The following is a 23,728-nucleotide window of genomic DNA, read 5'->3' as shown; positions in this document are numbered from 1 at the left end:
TCATCGCTCCTTTTAATTTTTTTAGTACCTTGACTGCTTTCGCTTTCAAATCTGCATAAAATTTAAATTCCTCATTAACTATTTCTTTTATTTAATGGCACTTATATTTTTGGTTTGTCGTTCTCATAGGTTCCCAGTATTTTCTCAATGACCGTGATGGCTTTTTGCAAAGCTTCTTCTTTTGTTTGGAATAAACCACTACCACATGGCGACACACCAAACTTCTCAAACACCTTCTTGTTGCTGCTGTTAAACTCGCGTATTTCCTGCGGCAAGTATATCCAGTGATTGTTATCTTCATAAATATGACATTGAAAATGATATTCTTCTCCTGGAACATGGAATAGACTGATTTCAGCTGCCGACACCCCCTTATACCGAAAGTGATAGTTTTCCTCTCTGTAAATTAGACTTCCATAAGCATGGTTGAATGGATATTTTTCCATTTTGATTTCCCCTTTCGTATGAATGTATATCTATATAAAAAAAACCTCCTATGCTTGGAGAGTTTTCTAATCCCAAAAGTCATCGCCCGACATTTTTGGTTTAGGATTTATTGGTTTTTTATTTTCTTTGGTTTCTTTATTACTTGCCTTCTCTTGCTTTGATTATTGTTTATGTGCATCGAATCTATTTTCCCTTTCTTGTTGAGGAGATGCTGTTGTTTCTGATTGGCTGTTAGGTTTTATTTCCGACTGTTCATCTGACTTAGAATCTAATTTTGAAGCCGTTTTTGTATGCTCCTGAAGGATACCGAGTTCTTTTGCCGTGTTTGTTATCGGTTGATTTAAAACAGCTTTTGTTTCTATAGGTTCTGTTTCGTTATGTGAATCCCTATCATGCTCCATTAAAACGTCTTTGGTTTGCTGACGTATATCCTGATGCTTCTGAGCATTTTTTCTATGATTAGAAATGCGTTTTATTTGCCCGATTGTGCCAGCCCCAGCTTTCTTCATAAAGTGATTGAACTGAACAGATAAACGATTATTTTCCCACTCTTTCTTCTCTTTCCAGTCAGATGGGACAAGATTCCCCCGTGCTAGCGATGGTTTTTGCATCGATGCTTCATACATGACTTTATGGACAAAACTAAATTTCGGCAGGTTATCCATGATATCGGTTGGGTCAAATCGATATTCTTCTGATTCCGTGTCTCGATACGAATCGGGAAAAAACGTTGGCAAGAATATACGATGTTTGTACGTTGAATGCCTGAGCATGATTTTGTCCTTTCCAAATTCATCTGCAAATTCCTGTGCATCACGGAAGCCAATTCCGTTAAAACATAATTTGTTTCGGCAATTGGTCATAATCGCCTGTTTCATCGCACGCGGACTTATATCCCTAGCGTCTACTTCGAGCTGTCCCAGTGACTGCGAAGCAAGAATACCGGAAACTTTATAACTTGCAGCAAGCGAAAGGAATATTTCCACTTGCGGGTTAATATAACGGTTATATTCATCAATAAACATGAAATGTGGGGTACGTGTATCCTCCGTTCCAGGTCTGCGGAAAGTTCCATTTTGTAAATGCATGATCAAAAATTGTCCAAACGCATCGCCAGCTTTTTTAAGCGTTCCGAGTGCTGTGTTGACAATGAGTACGCCATCATTAGCGAAATGCTCATCTATTTCTAGGTCACTTTTCCCTGACATGATATTTTTCAACAATTCGTTACTTGTGATGTTCTCCAACTGTGCCCGTAAACCAATGACAAATTGCTTATACTTTTCTGCCATGCTTCCATTTCATCACAAAATTCTTTTACCTTCTCAGCAAATTCACCCTTGGGTTCCACGACCGATAACCCCAGTTTTTTCCCCTGTTTCTTTTGCATTAAGAGTTGATAGATTATTGGTTCCAAGACAGAAGCTGTTTTCCTGGAACGCGTTGCTCCGACTACCAGTATGTGGGTAAATTAGTATGGACGGGAGAGGACGCGCAAAGGACAACGCTAGAACAGAGCGCTTTTTCCGAAGCTATAAATGGGAAAGACTCTATTTACTATATCCCGAAACAGTGTTGGAATTAAAACAAATGACGAAGCTTTACATGCATCACTACAACTAGAAAAGGCCCCACCAAGCATTGGAAGACGAGACACCGGCTACTGTACACTTTGGAAGGAATGCGTAACCACAGCGAAGCTGCTTGCCTTTGAACGTCGTGCCACTCCTTAGTGATCGCTGGAAGGGAGCGGAACTTAGGAAGTGATTGCCCATGGTACGCTGGCTGTGCGGATAGGAGCCACAAAAGGCTGAATTTCCCTCATCCGCCACAAGAAAACTACCATGGACACAAACAAGGTCAAGGGTGGTGGACTTTGGGGGAACTTTAAGACTTGGGAAAATACGGTCTTAAAATGCGGGATGATTAGACTTTTTTAGAGAGGAGGCTTTATCTTAAAAAATTAATTTTTGTGTCTTGACAAGCGGGCACATTACAATTCACATGTGTCCAAGAAAATGGAACAAAAAAATACCGCCCAGTTTGAATCATACCTGGACGATATTATAAAATAAGTCACTATATTTTTTGAAATATTCCGTGTGTGTTTCGGGGTGTCACCCACGAAACACACACGAGACAAACCCTATCACACCAAGCTTAGTAGTTAGTCAAATACTGCTCACGTTCCCACGGGTGTACAGTAGTTCGAAACATATCCCACTCAATTTCTTTCGCTTCGATAAAGTGTTCAAACAAATGTTCTCCTAGGGCATTGACAAGAATTTCATCTTTTTGGAATTCTTCCAACGCATTCATAAGTGTAGCTGGAAGGTCTTTAATTCCATTAGCTTCACGTTCTGCTTTGTTCATCACATAAATGTTACGATCAATCGCTTCTGGAGCTTCTAGTTTATTTTCAACACCATCAAGTCCCGCAGCCAATAAGACAGCTAATGCCATGTATGGATTTGCAGAAGGATCTACACTTCGAACTTCAATACGAGTACTTAATCCTCTTGAACTAGGTACACGAACCAATGGGCTACGGTTTGAACCGGACCAAGCAACATAACAAGGTGCTTCATAACCAGGTACAAGACGTTTATAAGAGTTTACTGTTGGATTTGTAACAGCAGTAAAGTTTGTTGCATGATCCAATATACCTGCCAAGAAATTATATGCTGTTTTACTTAATTGCATATCTCCATTTTCAGAGAAAAATTCATTCTTTCCATCTTTGAATAAAGACATATTTACATGCATTCCAGAACCATTTACACCAAATAACGGTTTCGGCATAAACGTAGCATGCAAGTTATGCTTTCTAGCAATTGTTTTTACAACCAATTTAAATGTTTGAATATCATCCGCATGTTTAACAGCATCGGAATATTTAAAATCAATTTCATGTTGTCCAGGAGCAACTTCATGGTGAGATGCTTCAATTTCAAAGCCCATTTCTTCAAGCTCTAATACGATATCTCTACGGCAGTTTTCCCCTAAATCAGTAGGTGCTAAATCGAAATAACCACCATGATCATTAAGTTCTAAAGTTGGGTCACCTTTTTCATCCAATTTGAATAAGAAAAATTCCGGTTCTGTACCAATATTGAAGGCATCAAATCCTAGCTCTTCCATTTTTTTCAAGTTGCGCTTCAGGTTATACCTTGGACAACCTTCAAACGGAGTACCATCAGGATTATAGACATCACAAATGAATCGTGCTACTTTACCTTTTTCTGATGTCCATGGGAATACTACGAAAGTATCCAAGTCAGGGTATAATTGCATATCCGATTCTTCAATGCGAACGAATCCTTCGATGGAAGAACCATCAAACATCATCTTATTGTCCAACGCTTTATCCAATTGACTTAATGGAATTTCCACGTTTTTAATATTTCCCAGCATATCCGTAAATTGCAAACGAATAAACCTTACATTTTCCTCTTTAATTTGTTGAATGATTGCGTCTCTCGTAAATTTCTTTCCCATTCAGTTTCCTCCTAAAATTTTTTAAGTATATAATCAGAAAAACGCAGCTCATTGAAGTATGTATGAAGCTTTATTTTTCTAATACTTTATCAATTGTTTACAAAAAATCTGGATAACTCACCCTGCCTTAAACTTGTTCTTCCTAATCTACCAGCTTCCTTTAGTTCATTCTGTAAAACTGTTCTAAGTTCTTTGTCAGATAAGTCGGGGTTTTGCTCTTTACTTTTCTCTACTTTTACTTCTTCAGAAAGCAAGAGTTTAATACCAGCCATATTCAGGCCTTTATCTAGCAAATTCTTAATTTCCAACAGCTTGTCAACATCATTGAATGAGAACAAACGTTGATTTCCAGATGTTCGTTCTGGTTTGATCAGTTTATTTTCTTCATAATATCTAATCTGTCTTGCCGTGAGTTCAGTCAACTTCATGACTGTACCGATTGAGAACAAGGGCATCGAACGACGATCTTTATCATTCAAAAAATAACCCCCTAACTGTTTATAAAACAAGTATAAATTATGTGAGTTTATATGTCAACCTCATGTTAGTGTATCTGACATCGAATTTATTGCAATTTCAGACTTTATTATTTTACCCTTTTTCTGATGGGATAAAACCTTTATCTATTAAAGATTTCACAGATTGCAATAATGCAATCTTAATATGAGCATAAGTAAGCCCGCCTTGCACAAAGGCAGTGTAAGGTTCTCTGATTGGACCATCAGCTGAAAGTTCGATACTCGCACCCTGTATGAACGTTCCTGCAGCCATGATTACTTTGTCCTCGTACCCAGGCATTTCACTTGGATACGGCGTAACATACGAGTTAATGGGTGAGTTCTTTTGTATTGCCTGACAAAAAGCAATCATTTGCTCCGGTTCTCCAAAGGTTACCGATTGGATTAAATCTGTCCGTTGTTCCGTATAACCCGGTGACGTACGGAATCCTGCCAACTCAAGAAATCTCGCTGTTAACACTGCACCCTTCAAAGCTTCTCCGACTATATGTGGAGCTAGGAAGAATCCTTGATACATCTCTTGAAGCATATTTAATGTAGCACCCGTCTCCTTGCCGAGCCCAGGGGCAGTTAATCGATTCGCACATTGTTCTATTAATGTATGGTGACCAACGATATATCCTCCAGCTCGTACAATTCCACCACCTGGATTTTTGATTAAAGAACCCGCGATGATGTCGGCACCTACATCTAGTGGTTCTTGTTCCTCAACAAACTCACCATAGCAATTATCAACGAAAATGATGATATCTTTGTTTATCTCTTTAACAAAGCGTACCATTTCGCCTATTTCTTCCACTGTAAATGATGGTCTACTGTCATACCCTTTTGAACGCTGAATTCCAATAACTTTGGTTTTCGTACTAATTGCATCCTTAACACCTGCATAATTGACACTACCATCATCATCTAGCATTACTTCATTGTACAAAATTTCAAAGTCACGCAAAGAACCCGCATTACTGCCACGCTTTCCGATTACCTCTTCCAACGTATCATATGGTTTTCCTGTTATGTAAAGCAGTTCGTCTCCTGGGCGCAACAGACCAAACAGTACCGTTGTTATGGCGTGTGTACCTGATACAATCTGTGGTCTAACAAGTGCATCCTCTCCTCCAAAAACAGCCGCATACACTGCTTCCAAAGCTTCTCTGCCTAAATCATCATAACCATAGCCGCTCGTAGAATGGAAATGGCTGTCACTAATTCTATTTTTAATAAATGCATCAAGCACGCGTTTCTGATTTGTTTCTACGATGGAATTAATTTTTCTATGCTGTTCATTGCAATCTGTTTCAGCCTGGTTTATCAATGTTTCAATCATGTACAATTATTGCTCCTTTAGTAAACTATTCAATGAATGTTCTTTTTTTATAAAACCATTTATTACGTAATTATTAGCTTTTTCATCAAAAGCTTTGTCTTTTATAATTGTTTCTGTTGTTAGTTTATTGATTAACTTCCCATTATCAGGTTCAAGCACAATATGATAACTTTCCCACTCGTTGATCAAAATTTCCTCAACCTTCTGTAATACTGCTTGAATATCCGTCTCGTCATAAGCACTCATCCTTATGTACGGATGGTTCATCGGTATAAAGTCTTCTTGTATTAAATCCTTTTTATTATATAACGTTAACATAGGCAAATTTTGCGCTTGCAATTCATCGAGCAAATTGTTAACCGTATCCTGTTGTTGTGCCTGATCTGGATGTGAACCGTCCACCACATGCAAGAGAAAATCAGATGCTGTCACTTCCTCCAATGTAGAACGAAAGGATGCAATTAATGACGTCGGCAGTTCCTGTAAAAAGCCAACCGTATCCGTTATAAGCACATCGAAACCGGAAGGCAGGCTTAGTTTTCTTGTTAAGGGGTCCAAAGTCGCAAATAAAAGGTCTTCCTCCAATGATTCACTTTCTGTTAACCGATTAAATAACGTTGATTTACCGGCATTCGTATATCCTACAATAGCTATTTGAAATACATCATTATTTTTTCTGCGTTTCCGGTATTGGTCCCTTTGTTTCACAACTAATTTCAGTCTCCGTTTTACATCAAAGATCCGACGGCTAATATGGCGTCTATCTGACTCTAACTTTGTTTCACCAGGACCTCTCGTACCGATTCCACCTCCAAGTCTTGACATAGCTACACCCTGCCCGTGAAGCCTTGGAAGCATGTATTCCAATTGCGCAAGTTCAACTTGCAGCTTTCCTTCTTTCGTTCTGGCTCGCATGGCAAAAATGTCCAATATGAGTTGACTTCTATCTATGATTCTTACACCTATTTGATCCGTCAAATTTCTCATCTGACTAGCTGAAAGTTCATCATTCGAAATGACAAGATCAATTTCATCTTCATCAATCATTTCTTTTATCTCAACGATTTTCCCTTCACCAATATAGGTAGCAGGATGGATCCGATTTCTTTTTTGAGTCACGACCTTTTCCACCGTACCTCCTGCTGTTTTACCAAGTGAAATCAATTCATCCAAAGAAGATTGAAATCGGTCTTCGGTTTGTTGATTGCGTTTTACAGCAATGATAAGTATTTTCTCCTGGGACATGAACAGACCTCTTTCTTTACATGTGTTGCTTGTAATTTACAGTTATTTTAACTCAATCATATCAAAAAATCCTTTTGAAACAAATAAAATTACTATCTGTAGCCTCGATCAAGCTGCAAATCGTTACCTGTCAGTAATATGAGATCTTTGGAAGTATAGCTATTTTGATTCAGTAACCTTACAGCATGCAAGCGTATTGCACGCTCAATAACATTTCTTACATATCTTGCATTGGAAAAATTCCTCGATTTCTCCTGCAACTTCTTATAAAGGTGATTCCGGAGTTCCCATTCGGCTTCCTTCGATAAATTATATTCACGCTCATCAGCCATTCTATTTGCGATTTCCATCAGCTGTCCCACTTCATAATCATCAAAATCCAATATAAATGGAAAACGAGACTCCAGGCCGGGATTAAACGTAAGAAAACGATCCATTTCATATGGATATCCAGCAAGAATAAGGACAAAATCTTGATGTTCATCCTCCATATGTTTTACAAGTGTGTCGATCGCTTCTTTCCCAAAATCCTTTTCTCCTCCACGTGCCAGAGAATAGGCTTCATCAATAAATAGTACTCCACCCATTGCTTTCTGGATAACAGCACGCGTTTTTTGAGCAGTCTGGCCAATATATTCTCCGACTAAGTCCGCTCTTTCCGCTTCAATAAAATGACCTTTGGAAAGGATATTCATATCTCGATATATTTTCGCAATCTTCCTCGCTACAGTCGTTTTTCCAGTACCGGGATTCCCTTTAAAAAGCATATGCAGTACTTGCTTGGAATCCTTTAATCCCATTTCTTTTCTTTTTTCGTTAATTAAAATGGACGCATAAATTTCCTTTATTGAGTTTTTCAGGTTTTTCATCCCTACAAATGAAGCGAATTCATGCTCTATATGCTTAAATGGACTATTTTCAGTGGATTGCACCTTGCCTGTTCGCTGAAATTCGCTTTTGTCCCGATCTTGTAAGATAATATTGATTTTGCCATTTTTGTAGCCTTGCACCTGTGCCATTTAATCACCCCTTACTCTCCTACAGTATACGCAAATGCCTATACGAGGGTGACAATAGCCTATTATTTTTATGTAATAGCTGTTTTATAAAGCAACAAACATTTCGAAAAGATTCAATATAATTTAAAAACGGACGCTATATTAGCGTCCGTTTATGTAGCTATTCTTTATCAAGTGTCACGTTTTTAACTGGAGCAAAGGTGGAAATAGCATGTTTAAAGATTAGTTGTTGTTTCCCGTCTGTTTCCAGTAAAACCGTAAAATTATCAAACGCTTTAACCATACCCCTTAATTGAAAACCATTTGTCAAAAATACAGTAACCGAAATATGGTTTTTTCTTAATTGATTTAGGTACTGATCCTGAATATTAACTGTTTGAGCCATGGAAGTCCCTCCTCTTTTCTATCTGTATTAAACTAATTCTACCATTATTTCAAAATTCCTGCTAATTCGTCTAAAATAATTGCAAATTTTTCATCAATCACAGCAGGTGTCATCGTATGCCAGGTTATATCCATCTTATTTCGAAACCAAGTAAGCTGCCTTTTTGCATATCTTCTGGAATTACGTTTTAATAAATCAATCGTTTCTTCAAGGCTTTGTTCTTCTTTGAAGTACGGAATAAATTCCTTGTAACCAATCGCCTTCATCGACTGACAGTTTTCATATCCTTTTTCATATAAACCTCTAACTTCATTCAAGAGACCTTCGTTTACCATGAGATCCACTCGCTCGTTTATCCGACGATAGAGTAGTTCTCTCTCCATATCAAGGCCAAGTAATATCGGCTCATAAGGTGATTCCATTGTCTGGGATTGCTGATATGCTGTCATCGTCATTCCGGTTGATTCATAGATTTCCAACGCCCTGATTACCCGTCTGTGATTATTCGGATGAATCTTCTCTGCCTGAACAGGATCTATTTCCACCAATCGGTTATACAGTGGCATAATCCCTTCTGACACAATCGTCTTTTCCATCTTTTTTGTAATGAAATCATCTCTTTTTATTTCGGAAAAATTATAGTTATATAATGCAGCCTGGATATATAGACCGCTCCCTCCAACAATGATCGGTAATTTATCACGCGATGTAATATCATTTATGTATTTTTGCACATTCTCTTTAAAATCAGCAACAGAGAATGCTTCATCAGGTTCTCTAATATCAAGCATATGATGTGCTATACCCTGCATTTCAGAACGTTTTACTTTTGCGGTGCCAATATCGAGTCCCTTATACACTTGCATGGAATCACCACTGATAATTTCACCATTGAATCGTTTTGCAAGCTCAATGCTCAGTTTTGTTTTCCCTACAGCGGTAGGCCCCATTATGGCAATTACATTTTTTTTCATAGTATTCCCCTAGATCATGTTTTTATTCATAAGCAGAATATGCTTTTAACATCCAGATATCCTTTTCCAATTTACTCTGTAGATCTGTTAGCATATCTACCGTTGGTTCATCATTTACTTTCTCTGCCAGCGGCTTACCCGATTGATTAATTTCAGTAATCATTTGGGAAAAATCCTGTATCATTTGTTCAATCATTTCCATTTCCTTATCATCAGCAGTCGCTTCTTCCAATGTCGACTCTTTCAAATATTTACTCATCGTTGCAAGTGGTTTGCCATCAATCATTAAAATTCTTTCCGCGATCTCATCCAATTCCACCGCAAAACGACTATACATTTCTTCAAATTTTTTGTGAAGGACAAAGAAATGCTTACCTTGTACATACCAATGATAGCGATGAAGTTTAACATACATAACAACATAATTTGAAAGCAATTGGTTTAAAAAATTTATTAGTTTCTGGTTCTCCAATTTCCACACCTCGAATTTTAAATGCTGAATGCTTATTGCCATTATTTTAGACATCAGCTTTTAATCTATCTTCGTCGGCATATGGAAATTTTATACATCTCTTACATAATCCGTTTAAACATTTTTTCCAATTCATACGTGGAGAAATGTACGATAATCGGTCTGCCGTGTGGACATGTAAATGGGTCAGTCGTTTTACGTAAATCTTCCAGTAATCGGAACATTTCATCCTGATTCAAATAATGATTTGCTTTAATCGAACGTTTACACGACATCAAGATTGCTGCTTTTTCGCGAATTGATTCTACATTTACCTTTTCTTCATTTATAATCTGATCAACCATTTCCCGGATTACTTCTTCTTCAAATCCGGTTGGAAACCAATTAGGATGGGAACGTATCACATATGTCTGATTACCAAATTCTTCAAAAAATAACCCGACCTTTTCAAAATCTTCTTTGTACTGATCAATAAAAATCGCTTCTTGTTTGGAAAACTCAAATGTCATTGGTAACAGGAGTTCTTGTGATTCATTAAATGGCCGACCAAGTTTTTCCTTAAAAAACTCATACTTTATTCGTTCCTGTGCAGCATGCTGATCGATCATATAAAGTCCATTTTCATTTTGAGCCATGATATAAGTACCTTGCAATTGTCCAATCGGGTAAAGCGTTGGCACGCGGGATTGATCCTTATTATTTGTAAATGAATCTGTTTTTGTCTGGCTATCTGCAGACACAGTATTATAACCCTTATTTGAAGGGAACGCATTGTTCGTCATTTCAGATTCTTTAGCAGGCAAGCTACTATGTTTCTCCTCTATAATCGTCGGAGTGGATTCATAAATTACTTCTTGATTCTGTTTCAATAAAACTTCTTCAGATGATTGTTTCTCTTCTTTATCAAAGTTCATCGTATCTTGAAAGGACTTTTTCTTTACGTTCGGCTTTTGTTCCATTTCTGGTATAAGCGTCATTTCACGGAACTTACTTTTAATTGTTTGTTCAATCGCATGATACAGTTCTCTATCTTTACTGAAACGTACCTCAAGCTTGGCGGGATGAACGTTTACATCGACTAGTATTGGATCCATTTCAATTACCAGGACTACAATAGGCGAACGCCCAATTGGCAATAAAGTATGATAGGCACGAATAATCGCTTGTGATAAAGCAACATTTCTAATATAACGGCCATTAATAATCGTGGACACATAAGCTCTTGAAGCCCTTGTAACCTCAGGCTTGGCAATATAGCCTTCCATAGAAAAGTCAAGTGTCTTATGTTTGATTGGAAGCATCTTTTTCGCTACATTCATCCCGTATATTTGAGAAATAACCTGAAGCAAATCTCCCGTTCCAGATGTTTTAAATAAGCCTTTTCCATTATGTGTAGCTTCAAATCGTATTTCAGGATGAGAAAGTGCTAGCCTATTCAATAGGTCCGTGACATGCCCTAATTCCGTGTGCAGGCTTTTCATATATTTAAGTCTGGCAGGTGTATTGAAGAAAAGATCTTTAACAATAATCTCCGAACCTTGCCGTGCGTCACTTTTTTTCTCTTCCAGTACTTTCCCACCTTCTAGGGATAAAAATGTGCCAGCTTTGTCACCCTGGGACGTCTTAATCTGTAATCTGCTAACAGATGCAATACTCGCTAAAGCTTCTCCACGAAATCCCAATGTTTTTACATGAAATAGATCTGTTTCATTTCTGATTTTACTAGTTGCATGTCTCAAGAAAGCTTTGTTTGTATCTTCCACAGACATTCCATCGCCGTTATCCGTTATCCTGATCTCCTGTAAACCGGCTTCTATAATATCAACTTTAATCCATGTACTGTTTGCATCAATACTGTTTTCCACTAGTTCCTTTACAACAGAGGCAGGCCGTTCAACTACTTCCCCTGCTGCTATTTTATTCGCCAGTGCTTCTGACATTTGAATAATACTCATGCAAACATCCTTTCGTTTTATAACGATTGCTTAATATCTTTTTGAAGTCGATATAACTCGTTCATTGCCTCCATGGGCGTCATTTCAAACAAATTCATTTCCTTCAAATCGTTAATCACTTTATCGCTATTAGCTGGTTGCTTTTCCTTTTTTATTTTTTTATTTTCATCCACAAAGAAGGACAGTTGACCTGAATCCATTTTTTCGGTAATTGGCTTAGGTCTGTCCTCCGCTTCCAATTGCTGCAGAATTGCCGTTGCTCTCTCAATCAAGGGATCTGGAAGTTCCGCAAGCTTAGCAACGTGAATCCCGTAGCTTTGATCTGCCGCTCCATCTTTAATCTGGTGTAAAAAGACAACATTTCCTTCGTGTTCTTCTGCGCGCACATGGATATTTTTTAAATTGGATAAAGAATCTTCAAGTGTAGTTAATTCATGATAGTGGGTTGAAAACAATGTCTTGGCATGAATGTTATTATGAATATACTCGACAATCGCTTGTGCCAGAGCCATTCCATCGTACGTACTTGTACCCCGTCCTATTTCATCCAATAAAATAAGACTCCGATCAGTCGCATTTGCGATGGCGTGATTTGCTTCCAACATTTCTACCATAAAGGTACTTTGACCAGACACAAGATCATCAGCTGCACCTATACGGGTAAAGATTTGGTCAAATATGATTAAATCTGCATCATCACACGGTACAAAGCAACCAATCTGACCCATAATCGCGGTTAATGCCAGTTGCCTCATATAGGTACTCTTACCTGACATATTTGGTCCGGTAATCAGTAATATATTTTTGCTCTCATCAAGAGTTATATCGTTAGGAACAAACGAACCGTCCTTCATAACTTGTTCGATAACCGGATGTCGCCCATTTTTTATATTCAGTTTGTTTGCTACAAATTGTGGACGCTTATAATTATTTGTTTCACTGACTGTAGCAAATCCCTGCAAGACATCGATTTTACTTACCACATCAGCCAGATGCTGTAGCTCAGGTATATGATTCTTTATCCTTTCCCTTATTTCTATAAAGAGCCTATATTCCAAGTCAATGCTTTTTTCTTCCGCCTCGAGAATAAGCTCTTCCTTTTCTTTTAATTCAGGAGTTATATAGCGTTCCGCATTGGTTAATGTCTGCTTGCGTTCATATCTTCCTTCAGGCAATAGATGCAGGTTTGCTTTTGTTACCTCAATATAGTAACCAAAGACTCGATTGTATCCTATTTTTAAAGATTTAATATTTGTTTCCTGCTTTTCCTTTTTCTCTAACTCAGCGATCCATTTTTTCCCGTTCTTGGTTGCATATCTGTATGTATCCAATTGCTCATTGTAACCATCTTTAATGATAGATCCTTCTTTTATCGATATTGGAGGATCATCTACAAGACTCCCATCAAGCAAGTTTACAATATGATCGGGTGAAATCAGATCATCTGCTAAACTTTTAATTTCTTTCATATTGAATTGATACAATGTATTTTTCAGTTCAGGTATGGTTTGTAACGATCGTTTTAATTGTATTAAATCCTTTGCATTTACATTACCAAATGCAATTCGACCGGCCAACCGCTCAAGATCATAAACCGATTTTAAAATGTCACGCAGGGAATCCCGCTCCATAAAACCACGATAAAATCCATCCACGATTTCCAGACGTTCTTCAATCTGATTCTCATTTAGCAATGGTCGCTCGAGCCATTTTTTTAGCATTCGCGATCCCATCGCGGTCACTGTTTTATCAAGGACCCATAGCAAGCTTCCATGCTTACCCTTTTTAATAATCGTTTCTGTGAGTTCCAAATTTCGTTTGGAGTACATATCCAGTGATAAATATTGCTTAAGCTTGATCACTTTTGCTTTCTGAAGATGGTCAAGTGCGCGCTTCTGTGTATGCTGAATATAATTCAAAAGTCTGCTGAATGCTTCCATTAATCGCTCATCATTCAGATTCTCAGTAAGGCTTCGATATTCCGCATTAAAAGTGACTTCATCCTGATAAGATAACGTAACATTTATCCGGTCCTGTAATTGTAACTGCATTTCATCCGGCAAATTGGAAGAAATGACGATCTCTTTTATCGGTTGATTGTATAGTTCATGGATAACAGCATCCCATCCATGTGTTATAAGTGCAACATGGTTTTCTCCGGTTGATAAGTCATTATAGACGATGACATAAGAACCGTCATTAAAATGGGATAGACTGGCAATATAGTTATTCTCGCCCTCTTTTAACATATTGCTTTCCATTACCGTCCCTGGAGTAATCAGTTGAACAACTTCCCGCTTAACTACACCCTTTGCAGTTTTTGGGTCCTCTACCTGCTCACAAATTGCTACTTTATAACCTTTCTCAATTAATGTTCTAATATAATTCTCAGCTGAGTGATAAGGTATACCACACATAGGGATAGGATCTTCTTTTCCACCGGCTCGTTTCGTTAAAGTTATCTCCAGTTCTCTTGATGCGTTAATTGCATCATCATAAAACATTTCATAAAAATCACCTAATCGGTAAAATAGAAATGCATCTTTATATTCTGCTTTTATTTTTATGTACTGTTCCATCATTGGTGTAAGCTTAGCCATCTTTTTTCCCCCAACTACCCGTAAATATTCTTCTGCAATTATAGCATAAAATAAGGGAGATAGCAGATATTTACGGTTCCCTGCTATCTCCAAAAAAGGAAAAACGAGAGTATATACCCTCGTTAATTATCTAATCTTTTTTGTGCATAAAATCTGGTTTAACATCCTTTACTTCTTCATCTGTTACTTCGTAGTCCCATGCTCCTTCATCGTCATCCTCATCTTTTTCCCAATTTGGATTAACTCTAACGAATACTTTCGTGTCACCGATAATTTGAACAATAAACTCCCGTTCAATTTCAACTGAAACTTTACTTCCGCTGCTTGCGATATTACATTCCAGACAGTTTGGCTGCTGAATAACTTTTGCAATCACATCATACTCGTCATTGATTGAGTTATCATCTTTTACAGACAATGGAATAATATCCGTGTAAGTCACTCTTTCGGTAACCACTTCCGTCTTCGTGTTGTCATTGTAGGAATACCAGATGTTTATATCATAGCTACCATTAATCTCGACCGTATCTTCGGATTTTTTCTTAGCATTATATAAATGATTGATCACCCAGCAACCTAAAATGCTTGACGGCCTATGTGACGGAGAGATGGAATGGGACTCCTTTGAAAACTTGCGCCCTTTGCCACAGACAGCTTTTGTAATGATTTCTCTATATTCTTTATCAAGAAAAGTCATGATTACTTTTACCTCCTCTTTTTTCATTGTCATTTTATGCAAGACAAATACCTAAAGTGCATAGCATTTTATGAAAAGCAAGAAGAGGGACGTTTATAACGGTCTTAAATCATTTTTTATCGATAAAAATAAAAAATCCGGGCAGTTTATTCTGCCCGGTCAAAACGTAGTATCAACATCCAGATTTATTTTTCGCTTTGGAACCAGTTTCACCGGCTAATAAGTCCCCACCAGTTGATTCAATTACCTGGTTTGTTACTTCACGTGCAATTGTTTTTGAAACTAACTGCAGTACATCATTTACGACGATTTGCGTTTCTTTGAATTCTTGTACGATTGGAATATCATCTATTTCCGCTTGAACACGGTCAATTTCTTCCTCCACATTTTTCAAAGCCTCTTTTTTCTCATAAGCCTGGAAATTAACTGCTTGTTTTTGCAGTGTTTTAATTTTCTGGATAAGTTTTTGTACTTTTTTACTTTCATTTATTTTGGCTTCAACTTGTTTGAATCGATCAATTTCTTCCGTACTTGCTAGCATATTTGCTAATTTTCTTGCTTCATCCATTACTTCTTGGCGCGTATATTCTGCCATATTAGTTCACCTCAACTGTACTTTCCACCATCACACCATTTAATGACCATGTTTTGGTTTCTGTTATTTTAACTTCTACAATTTTACCAATGGACGATTTAGGTCCTTTGAAATTTACGAGCTTGTTTTTATCCGTATATCCGGCAAGTACTTCCGGATCTTTTTTACTTTCTCCTTCAACAAGTACGTTGACAATTTTGTCTTTGTACGTTTGCATGGATTGTGCAGATTGTTTATTAACAAGATCATTTAAACGATATAATCGTTGTTTTTTCACATCATCTGGTACATCATCTTTCTTACGTGCTGCAGGTGTCCCCTCACGTGGTGAATAAATATACGTATACGCAGCTTCAAACCCAACTTCTTTCATTAGTGTCATCGTTTCCTCGAACTGTTCCTCTGTCTCATTCGGAAATCCAACTATAATATCTGTTGTTAATGTAACATTTGGCATTGCTTTCCGTATTTTTTGAACCAATACCAAATATTCTTCTCTTGTGTATTTCCTGTTCATCTTTTTAAGGATCTCACTGCTACCGGATTGTACTGGCAGATGGATATGGTCGAGTAAGTTTCCGCCCTGTGCTAGAACTTCAATTAGACGATCATCAAAATCCCTTGGATGTGAAGTTGTAAAGCGGACACGAGGAATGTCAATCTTATGAATATCATTCATTAAATCTCCTAGTCCATATTCAAGATCCTCAAAATCTTTTCCGTATGCATTTACATTCTGGCCTAGCAATGTAACTTCCTGATAGCCACTGGCAACGAGGTGACGAACTTCCTGGATGATATCCTCTGGACGACGGCTTCGCTCCTTACCACGGGTCATTGGCACGATACAATAGGTGCAGAACTTATCACAACCATACATAATGTTTACCCAAGCTTTGATTTTTCCTTTACGCACTTTAGGAAGATTTTCGATTACATCGCCCTCTTTGGACCAAACCTCTACAATCATTTCCTTACCAAACATTGCTTCCTTCACTAACTGTGGCAGACGATGTATATTATGTGTACCGAAAATGAGATCAATGTGTTGATGTTTTTTCAGAATACGGCCCACGACAGACTCTTCCTGAGACATACACCCACATACACCAATAATAAGATCTGGCTTTTCCAATTTAAGTGGCTTTAAGTGACCGATTTCACCAAACACTTTGTTCTCAGCATTTTCACGGATTGCACATGTATTCAATAATATGATATCTGCATCATCCGTAGTTGTCGTTGATTCATATCCCATTTCAGTTAATATTCCAGCCATTACTTCCGTATCATGTTCATTCATTTGGCAACCATAAGTACGAATCAGAAATTTTTTCCCTTTTCCAATCGTTGCAACATCTTCCGGAATGGAGAAATCATAGTGAAACTGAACATCTTCTTTACGGCGCTTTCTTGCTTGTTTTATATCAGGTGATTGCTGCTCATAGCTAGTTTGAAAATATTTAGAAATCATATCATCACTTGTCGTCTCTTTTATACGATCAAAATTATCAACTTGATTGATTTGTGCTTGCTGTTTTCGCTGTTCTTCGTTCATACGATACGAATCCCCTTTCAATATAAAACTAATTATAGAGGATGTTCAAAAAATCAGTCCTTTTATCCTCTTTTTCAAAAACGCAATTATATGTATAGGTGTACAATAGAATAGTATAATGCTTCTATTCAAATTTAACAATACTTGTACGCCTAGCGCAAATAAAAAACCTTCCTATCACTTGTAGGAAGGTTCCTTAAATTGTCATATTATCTAGGCTCAACGATTAATTTAATGGCTGTCCGTTCTTCATTATCAATTAAAATATCTGTGAATGCCGGAATGCAAATTAAATCCACCCCACTTGGTGCAACAAAACCTCTTGCTATTGCTACTGCTTTAACAGACTGATTTAATGCTCCCGCACCAATCGCCTGGATCTCTGCTGTCCCACGTTCTCTTAAAACGTTAGCAAGTGCACCTGCTACTGAATTCGGATTTGATTTTGCTGAAACTTTTAATACGTCCATTACTAGTACCTCCTCATGCGCTATTGTAGTTATATTGCTACTATATTCCTGGAGATGTTAGCTTATTCCCTATTATGCAACAAAGATTCAAACAATTCAAATAATCAACCGAAGAATGGATGGTCGTCATTTATCAAGATACGTTCTATTTTAGATGCTTTTCCCGTATTTGCCTCAATGGTAACCATTATTCCATTTAATTGTGTTCTACCCTGTTTAGTAGTTTCGAAACGTACTGGTAACGAAGTGAGGAAACGTTTTATTACCGCATCACGGTCAACACCAAGTATCCCATCATACGGACCGGTCATTCCGACATCGGAAATATATGCAGTACCATTCAATAAAATTCGTTCATCCGCAGTCTGTGTATGTGTATGCGTGCCAACGACAGCACTAACTCTACCATCAAGATACCATCCCATTGCCTGCTTCTCACTGGTTGCTTCCCCGTGAAAATCAACAAATATAATGTTGGTTCTTTTTTTGGCTTCCTCTATTAATTGATCTGCTTTCTGAAATGGATCATCCATAGCTGGAAGAAATGTTCTCCCTTGCAGATTAATAACAGCTACTTCTGTTCCATTTATGTTTATGTATACAATTCCTTTTCCAGGGTTATTTTCTGGAAAATTTGCTGGACGAATCATATATTTAGCATCATCAATAAATTCAAAGATTTCCTTCTTATCCCAAGTATGGTTTCCCATCGTTATTACCTGGGCACCCCATTCAAGAAATTGCTTATATATTTTTTCAGTAATCCCTTTTCCCGAAGCAGCATTTTCTCCATTAATAATTGTCATATTTGGTCGATATTTTTCCTTTAGTTTCGGCAAATAATCCTGTACCATCTCTCGTCCTGGAGACCCAACTACATCACCTATAAAAAGTATTTTCATTGTTCTATCACCCTATCGTTTAGTATAGTATCAGTTTTTCACATTGTATTTCGATTGTCAAAATTGTATTCGTATTGATGTTGGCCATTATACCTTAAATAAGAGAGCTGCATAGAAATTAAAAAACAAAAGCGATCGAATGACCGCTTTTGTTTTATTTCGCATATTCAACTGCTCTTGTTTCCCTGATTACTGTTACTTTAATATGACCAGGATAATCGAGCTCTCCTTCAATCCGTTTCCGTATATCACGAGCAATACGAACAGAATCTATATCATCGATTTCATCAGGTCTTACCATAATTCGAATCTCTCTTCCAGCCTGAATGGCGAATGATTTTTCTACTCCTTCAAATGACTCGGAAATTTCTTCAAGTTTTTCCAATCGTTTGATGTAGTTTTCCAACGTCTCACTTCTAGCGCCTGGTCTGGCAGCAGATAAAGCATCAGCTGCAGCTACAAGCACTGAGATAATGGAAGTAGCTTCTTCATCCCCGTGGTGGGAAGCAATCGAATTAATAACAACATCATGCTCCTTGTACTTCATTGCGAGCTCTTTACCGATTTCAACGTGACTTCCTTCTACTTCATGATCAATTGCTTTTCCGATATCATGAAGTAATCCGGCTCTTCTTGCTAATGTTACGTCTTCGCCAAGTTCAGCAGCAAGCAAACCTGACAAGTAAGCAACTTCAGTTGAGTGCTTCAATACATTTTGGCCATAGCTTGTACGATATTTTAGACGACCGAGTATTTTTACTAAATCCGGATGTAGTCCGTGTACACCAACTTCAAAAGTTGTTTCTTCTCCAACTTCCCGTATATATTCATCAACCTCACGTCTGGCTTTATCCACCATCTCTTCAATTCTTGCAGGGTGAATTCGCCCGTCTTGTACTAGTTTTTCTAATGCCATACGGGCAACTTCCCGTCTTATTGGATCAAAACCGGAGAGAATTACAGCTTCCGGTGTATCATCGATGATTAAATCAATACCTGTTAATGTTTCTAATGTCCGTATATTACGGCCTTCTCGACCAATTATACGACCTTTCATTTCATCATTAGGCAAGTTAACAACAGATACAGTTGTTTCAGCAACATGATCTGCAGCACATCGTTGCAATGCTAGAGACAAGAGATTCTTCGCTTTCTTATCAGACTCTTCTTTTGCACGATTTTCAGCTTCTTTAATCATTACAGCAGATTCATGTTTAATTTCTTTTTCGATTCGTTCTAAAATAATTTGTTTAGCCTGGTCAGATGTATATCCTGAAATGCGCTCAAGCTCCGTTTGCTGCTCTTCTTTCATAGCTTCCACTTTGCTTTTCATTTCTTCAATTTGTTGTTGTTTGTCTGTTAGCGTTTGTTCTTTCTTCTCTAACAGAGATTCACGTTTGTCTAATGTTTCACTTTTTCTGTCCAGATTTTCTTCTTTTTGCATCAGACGGTTTTCCTGTTTTTGAGCTTCCATGCGTCGCTCACGCACTTCATCTTCTGTCTGTTGACGAAGCTTATGATTCTCATCTTTTGCTTCAAGAAGCGCTTCTTTTTTAGCAGCATCTGCATTTCTATGTGCTTCTTCCACAATTTGTTTTGCCAAGGTTTCCGCACTGGAAATTTTAGCTTCTGCAATAGATTTACGTACTAAATATCCAACAACAATACCGACGATCAGAGCAAGCAAAATGGAGATGATTAAGAGTATAATGTCCATGATTTCACCTCCCATTGCTATAAAATTGTAAGATTCATTATTGTCGGCATGTAACATTTCTGAATGCGTAAAATACCAATTAATTTCATAATAAAAATTATAAAATTATACACCTTTAATATTAATTGCCAAAACCTGTAATGTCAAGGAAACGTCACAATTATTTATGTCTATTTACCGTTGTAAAAAGACCTTTACCGATATTCTAACCGGTAAAGGTCCCTTAAGTTAAGAAACTATTAAACATCCAGACTATCCTGAGTGTTTTTTCCCTTTTCTGTTGCTTTACTATTTTTTGGTGCTGTTTTATTATTTTTTGTTTCTGCCTTTTCTTTTTCCGCTTCTGCTTTTTCTTTTTCTATACCATCCAGATCATAATGGGTTCGTATAGCACTATGAATCTCGTCCGTGATAGCTTTGTTTTCATTTAGGAATATTTTTGAATTTTCACGGCCTTGTCCAAGTCTCTCACCTTTATAGGAGTACCATGCACCACTTTTTTCTACAATATCCAAGTCTGAAGCGATATCAAGTATTTCACCCTCTTTAGAAATCCCTAAACCATACATGATATCCACTTCTGCTTGTTTAAATGGTGGCGCAACTTTGTTTTTAACAACTTTAATTCTTGCTCTATTCCCTACCATTTCATTGCCTTGTTTTAATGTTTCAGCACGGCGTACTTCAAGTCTTACGGAAGCGTAGAACTTAAGGGCTCGTCCACCCGGGGTAGTCTCAGGGTTACCAAACATGACCCCAATTTTTTCACGGATTTGGTTGATGAAAATAGCAGTTGAGTTTGATTTATTAATAACTCCGGAAAGTTTTCTTAATGCCTGTGACATTAGACGAGCCTGTAAGCCCATATGGGAGTCACCCATTTCACCTTCAATTTCCGCCTTTGGCACTAATGCAGCAACTGAATCGACTACTAATATATCAACAGCGCCACTTCGAACAAGTGCTTCTGCAATTTCCAGTGCCTGCTCCCCTGTGTCCGGTTGGGATAAAAGTAACTCGTCCGTATCTACACCAAGTGCTTTTGCATAGGTCGGATCAAGTGCATGCTCCGCATCGATAAATGCTGCTTGCCCGCCCTTTTTCTGTGCTTCTGCAATTGCGTGAAGAGCTACAGTTGTTTTACCTGAGGATTCTGGACCATATATTTCAATTACTCTTCCACGTGGATAACCGCCAATACCTAATGCGACATCAAGTGCCAGTGAACCACTTGGAATTGTATCTAGTTTCCGCATTGGAGTTTCACCGAGTTTCATAACCGAACCTTTACCGAATTGCTTCTCTATTTGTCTCAAAGCTATATCTAAAGCTTGTTTTCTATCACTCAAAGAAACTACCTCCTTAAATTATCTATTCCTATCATACATTGTTTTGAGATATATAACAAGAAAAAATCGAATAGATGTTCTTATATTTTCACCATTGAAATTATCGAAAAATGAATAAATTAGTACTAACCATTTATGTAATAATTTATTTTCCACCATATAGACTACCACATATTATGATTTTAAGTAGTTATAAATTATTTCCAATCCTTTTAGTGATGCTCTTTTTCTGATCGAACTACGTGTACCTGTAAATAAGAACTCTTCCACCTTTTGATACCCATTCACATCACTAATTGAAATAAATACTTTTCCTACAGGTTTCCCCTCCGTTGGCGTTGGACCGGCAATACCGGTAAAACTGATTCCAATATCAGATTTAAGAAGCTGTCTTACGTTTTCAGACATTTCACGTGCACATTCCTCACTGACTGTACCTTTATTTTGAATGGTTTCTTCTGATACACCCAACAATTCTTGCTTTATCGCTGCATCATAACAAACGATTCCACCAGGACAGACGAAAGAAGCACCATTTACAGATACAATTTTTTCAGTAAATAAACCACCTGTCAGACTCTCAGCAGCCGCAATTCTCTTGTTCTGCTTCTTAAGTAATTCCACTACTACCTGTTCAATAACCTCATTATCTTCACCAAAATAGAATTCTCCTACTCTTGCAAGAATTTGCGTTTTGGTATGGTTTAATAATTCATCAAGTTTTTCTTCTGATTTCTCCTTTGCCGTTAATCGAATCACTACCCCATCTTCCTGGGCAAGTGGCGCAATTGTTGGATTGCTCTGAGCCTGTATAAGATCTTTTAATTCATGTTCCAATGAAGATTCACCAATACCAATAAATTTCAATACGAGTGATTTAATTATTTGTTCATTTTCTGTTATTTTATGAAGATAAGGGATAATTTCTTCCTTGGTAATTTGTTTCATCTCTCTAGGAACTCCCGGAAGAAAGAACCATGTCTTTTCACCAAATTCCACTCTCATTCCCGGTGCCATTCCAACACTGTTTTTCAAAACGGTCGAACCTTTGAAAACTCTTGCTTGTTTACGATTATTAGGAGTCATTTTAACATTGTGATTTCGGAAAAATAATTCTATCTTTTCCATTGATATTTTATCTTCAATCATTTCCATTCCACTGATCTGTTCAAAAGCTTCTCTTGTTAAGTCATCATCCGTGGGCCCAAGACCTCCTGTGACAATGATTATATCCGATCTTTTCTGAGCCATTTTAAAAGCTTCTTCCACACGCCCGAGATTATCTCCGACAACTGCATGATTGTATACATTGATTCCATATAAAGCCAGCTGTTGTGATAACCATTGTGCATTCGTATTCGCAATTTGACCAAGTAATAATTCTGTTCCAACAGCTACAATCTCCCCTTTATATTGTCTCATTACTTGGCATCCCTCATTACATGCCAGTTTTTCACAAAGTAATCAACGCCAGATACGACCGTAAAGAATAATGCAATGTACAGCATGATTGTACCAAATGGAAAGTCAATAAAGGAAAAAGGAAAATTATGCAATAACAGAACAGCAATTGCAACCATTTGAGTTGCAGTTTTAAGTTTACCCATTTGACCGGCAGCAAGTACGATTCCTTCACCTGCCGCAACAAGTCGCAGTCCAGTTACAGCGAATTCCCTGCTAATAATAATGATTACAACCCATGCTGGTGCAAGTCCCATTTCAATCAGCAAAATGAGTGCCGCGGATACAAGTAGTTTATCTGCCAATGGATCCATAAACTTACCTAGATTTGTTACTAGATTGTACTTTCTTGCATAGTATCCATCGACCCAATCCGTAGCTGCAGCAATAATAAAAATAATGGCTGCTATAAAATGGGCAACAGGTAACTGTGTTGATCCAATATCCCAGCTTCCCCATTCAAATGGTACAGACAAAAGGACAATAAAAACAGGAATCATAAAAATTCGTGATAATGTAAGTTTATTTGGTAAATTCATTCT

The 23,728-nt window shown here is 37.6% G+C and carries 21 protein-coding genes and 1 pseudogene; 1 reads left to right on the top strand and 21 read right to left on the bottom strand.

Going from position 1 to position 23,728, the window contains the following annotated elements; all coding sequences use genetic code 11:
• Positions 1-101: 101 nt before the first annotated feature.
• Together ACHABU_RS11400 and ACHABU_RS11395 are read right to left on the bottom strand one after the other, a co-directional pair.
• Complete coding sequence (locus ACHABU_RS11400; protein ID WP_435764988.1) at positions 102-446, bottom strand: hypothetical protein; 345 nt, start codon at positions 444-446, stop codon at positions 102-104.
• A gap of 162 nt (positions 447-608) precedes the next feature.
• Positions 609-1,739, bottom strand: coding sequence for a TraM recognition domain-containing protein (locus ACHABU_RS11395; protein WP_435764987.1), 1,131 nt, complete (start codon positions 1,737-1,739; stop codon positions 609-611).
• A gap of 178 nt (positions 1,740-1,917) precedes the next feature.
• Here ACHABU_RS11395 and ACHABU_RS11390 point away from each other — a divergent pair.
• Positions 1,918-2,067, top strand: a pseudogene (locus ACHABU_RS11390) (IS3 family transposase); the annotation flags it as partial.
• 540 nt (positions 2,068-2,607) lie between these two features.
• On the opposite strand, the gene glnA reads toward ACHABU_RS11390, so the two are convergent.
• The 19 genes from glnA to pgsA form a co-directional block, all read right to left on the bottom strand.
• Complete coding sequence (gene glnA, locus ACHABU_RS11385; RefSeq protein ID WP_435764986.1) at positions 2,608-3,945, bottom strand: type I glutamate--ammonia ligase; 1,338 nt, start codon at positions 3,943-3,945, stop codon at positions 2,608-2,610.
• Between the two features lie 89 nt (positions 3,946-4,034).
• Positions 4,035-4,400 carry a MerR family transcriptional regulator gene (locus tag ACHABU_RS11380; RefSeq protein WP_435765071.1) on the bottom strand — a complete coding sequence of 122 codons (366 nt, stop codon included), beginning with the start codon at positions 4,398-4,400 and terminating at the stop codon, positions 4,035-4,037.
• Between the two features lie 136 nt (positions 4,401-4,536).
• Positions 4,537-5,787 (bottom strand): aminotransferase class I/II-fold pyridoxal phosphate-dependent enzyme, encoded by a 1,251-nt coding sequence (locus tag ACHABU_RS11375; RefSeq protein ID WP_435764985.1) that lies wholly within the window; start codon positions 5,785-5,787, stop codon positions 4,537-4,539.
• 6 nt (positions 5,788-5,793) lie between these two features.
• Positions 5,794-7,032 (bottom strand): GTPase HflX, encoded by a 1,239-nt coding sequence (gene hflX / locus ACHABU_RS11370; RefSeq protein ID WP_435764984.1) that lies wholly within the window; start codon positions 7,030-7,032, stop codon positions 5,794-5,796.
• 92 nt (positions 7,033-7,124) lie between these two features.
• Entirely contained in the window at positions 7,125-8,051 is a 927-nt protein-coding gene (spoVK, locus tag ACHABU_RS11365) for a stage V sporulation protein K (protein ID WP_435764983.1), read from the bottom strand.
• Positions 8,052-8,211: 160 nt separating this feature from the next.
• Positions 8,212-8,436, bottom strand: a complete 225-nt coding sequence (hfq, locus tag ACHABU_RS11360; RefSeq protein WP_379495551.1) for an RNA chaperone Hfq — start codon at positions 8,434-8,436, stop codon at positions 8,212-8,214.
• 44 nt (positions 8,437-8,480) lie between these two features.
• Positions 8,481-9,410 carry a tRNA (adenosine(37)-N6)-dimethylallyltransferase MiaA gene (miaA, locus tag ACHABU_RS11355; protein WP_435764982.1) on the bottom strand — a complete coding sequence of 310 codons (930 nt, stop codon included), beginning with the start codon at positions 9,408-9,410 and terminating at the stop codon, positions 8,481-8,483.
• A gap of 22 nt (positions 9,411-9,432) precedes the next feature.
• On the bottom strand, positions 9,433-9,882 hold the full coding sequence (locus ACHABU_RS11350) for a Dps family protein (RefSeq protein ID WP_435764980.1): 450 nt from the start codon (positions 9,880-9,882) through the stop codon (positions 9,433-9,435).
• A 101-nt stretch (positions 9,883-9,983) separates the two neighbouring features.
• The gene (mutL, locus tag ACHABU_RS11345) at positions 9,984-11,837 is read right to left on the bottom strand and encodes a DNA mismatch repair endonuclease MutL (RefSeq protein WP_435764979.1); all 1,854 of its coding nucleotides are present in this window, start codon (positions 11,835-11,837) and stop codon (positions 9,984-9,986) included.
• A gap of 17 nt (positions 11,838-11,854) precedes the next feature.
• On the bottom strand, positions 11,855-14,437 hold the full coding sequence (gene mutS / locus ACHABU_RS11340) for a DNA mismatch repair protein MutS (RefSeq protein WP_435764978.1): 2,583 nt from the start codon (positions 14,435-14,437) through the stop codon (positions 11,855-11,857).
• Between the two features lie 130 nt (positions 14,438-14,567).
• Positions 14,568-15,134, bottom strand: a complete 567-nt coding sequence (locus tag ACHABU_RS11335; RefSeq protein WP_435764976.1) for an outer spore coat protein CotE — start codon at positions 15,132-15,134, stop codon at positions 14,568-14,570.
• Positions 15,135-15,306: 172 nt separating this feature from the next.
• Positions 15,307-15,729: a RicAFT regulatory complex protein RicA family protein gene (locus ACHABU_RS11330; protein ID WP_435764975.1), complete on the bottom strand. Its 423-nt coding sequence runs from the start codon at positions 15,727-15,729 to the stop codon at positions 15,307-15,309.
• A gap of 1 nt (position 15,730) precedes the next feature.
• Positions 15,731-17,287, bottom strand: a complete 1,557-nt coding sequence (gene miaB, locus ACHABU_RS11325) for a tRNA (N6-isopentenyl adenosine(37)-C2)-methylthiotransferase MiaB (RefSeq protein WP_435764973.1) — start codon at positions 17,285-17,287, stop codon at positions 15,731-15,733.
• A gap of 209 nt (positions 17,288-17,496) precedes the next feature.
• Positions 17,497-17,757 (bottom strand): stage V sporulation protein S, encoded by a 261-nt coding sequence (locus ACHABU_RS11320; protein ID WP_010649201.1) that lies wholly within the window; start codon positions 17,755-17,757, stop codon positions 17,497-17,499.
• 104 nt (positions 17,758-17,861) lie between these two features.
• Positions 17,862-18,659 carry a TIGR00282 family metallophosphoesterase gene (locus tag ACHABU_RS11315; protein WP_435764971.1) on the bottom strand — a complete coding sequence of 266 codons (798 nt, stop codon included), beginning with the start codon at positions 18,657-18,659 and terminating at the stop codon, positions 17,862-17,864.
• Between the two features lie 154 nt (positions 18,660-18,813).
• The gene (gene rny, locus ACHABU_RS11310; protein ID WP_435764970.1) at positions 18,814-20,376 is read right to left on the bottom strand and encodes a ribonuclease Y; all 1,563 of its coding nucleotides are present in this window, start codon (positions 20,374-20,376) and stop codon (positions 18,814-18,816) included.
• 239 nt (positions 20,377-20,615) lie between these two features.
• On the bottom strand, positions 20,616-21,725 hold the full coding sequence (gene recA / locus ACHABU_RS11305) for a recombinase RecA (RefSeq protein ID WP_435764969.1): 1,110 nt from the start codon (positions 21,723-21,725) through the stop codon (positions 20,616-20,618).
• Between the two features lie 174 nt (positions 21,726-21,899).
• Complete coding sequence (locus ACHABU_RS11300; RefSeq protein ID WP_435764968.1) at positions 21,900-23,147, bottom strand: competence/damage-inducible protein A; 1,248 nt, start codon at positions 23,145-23,147, stop codon at positions 21,900-21,902.
• Positions 23,147-23,725: a CDP-diacylglycerol--glycerol-3-phosphate 3-phosphatidyltransferase gene (pgsA, locus tag ACHABU_RS11295; protein ID WP_435764967.1), complete on the bottom strand. Its 579-nt coding sequence runs from the start codon at positions 23,723-23,725 to the stop codon at positions 23,147-23,149. Before pgsA ends, ACHABU_RS11300 begins: the two co-directional genes overlap by 1 nt.
• Between the last annotated feature and the right edge of the window lie 3 nt (positions 23,726-23,728).

Origin of the sequence: Oceanobacillus sp. CF4.6, assembly GCF_051262635.1 — a bacterium.
Taxonomy (GTDB): Bacteria; Bacillota; Bacilli; order Bacillales; family Amphibacillaceae; genus Oceanobacillus.
The sequence above is the reverse complement of the archived record's forward strand: the minus strand, read 5'-3'. Positions and strand labels throughout refer to the sequence as shown.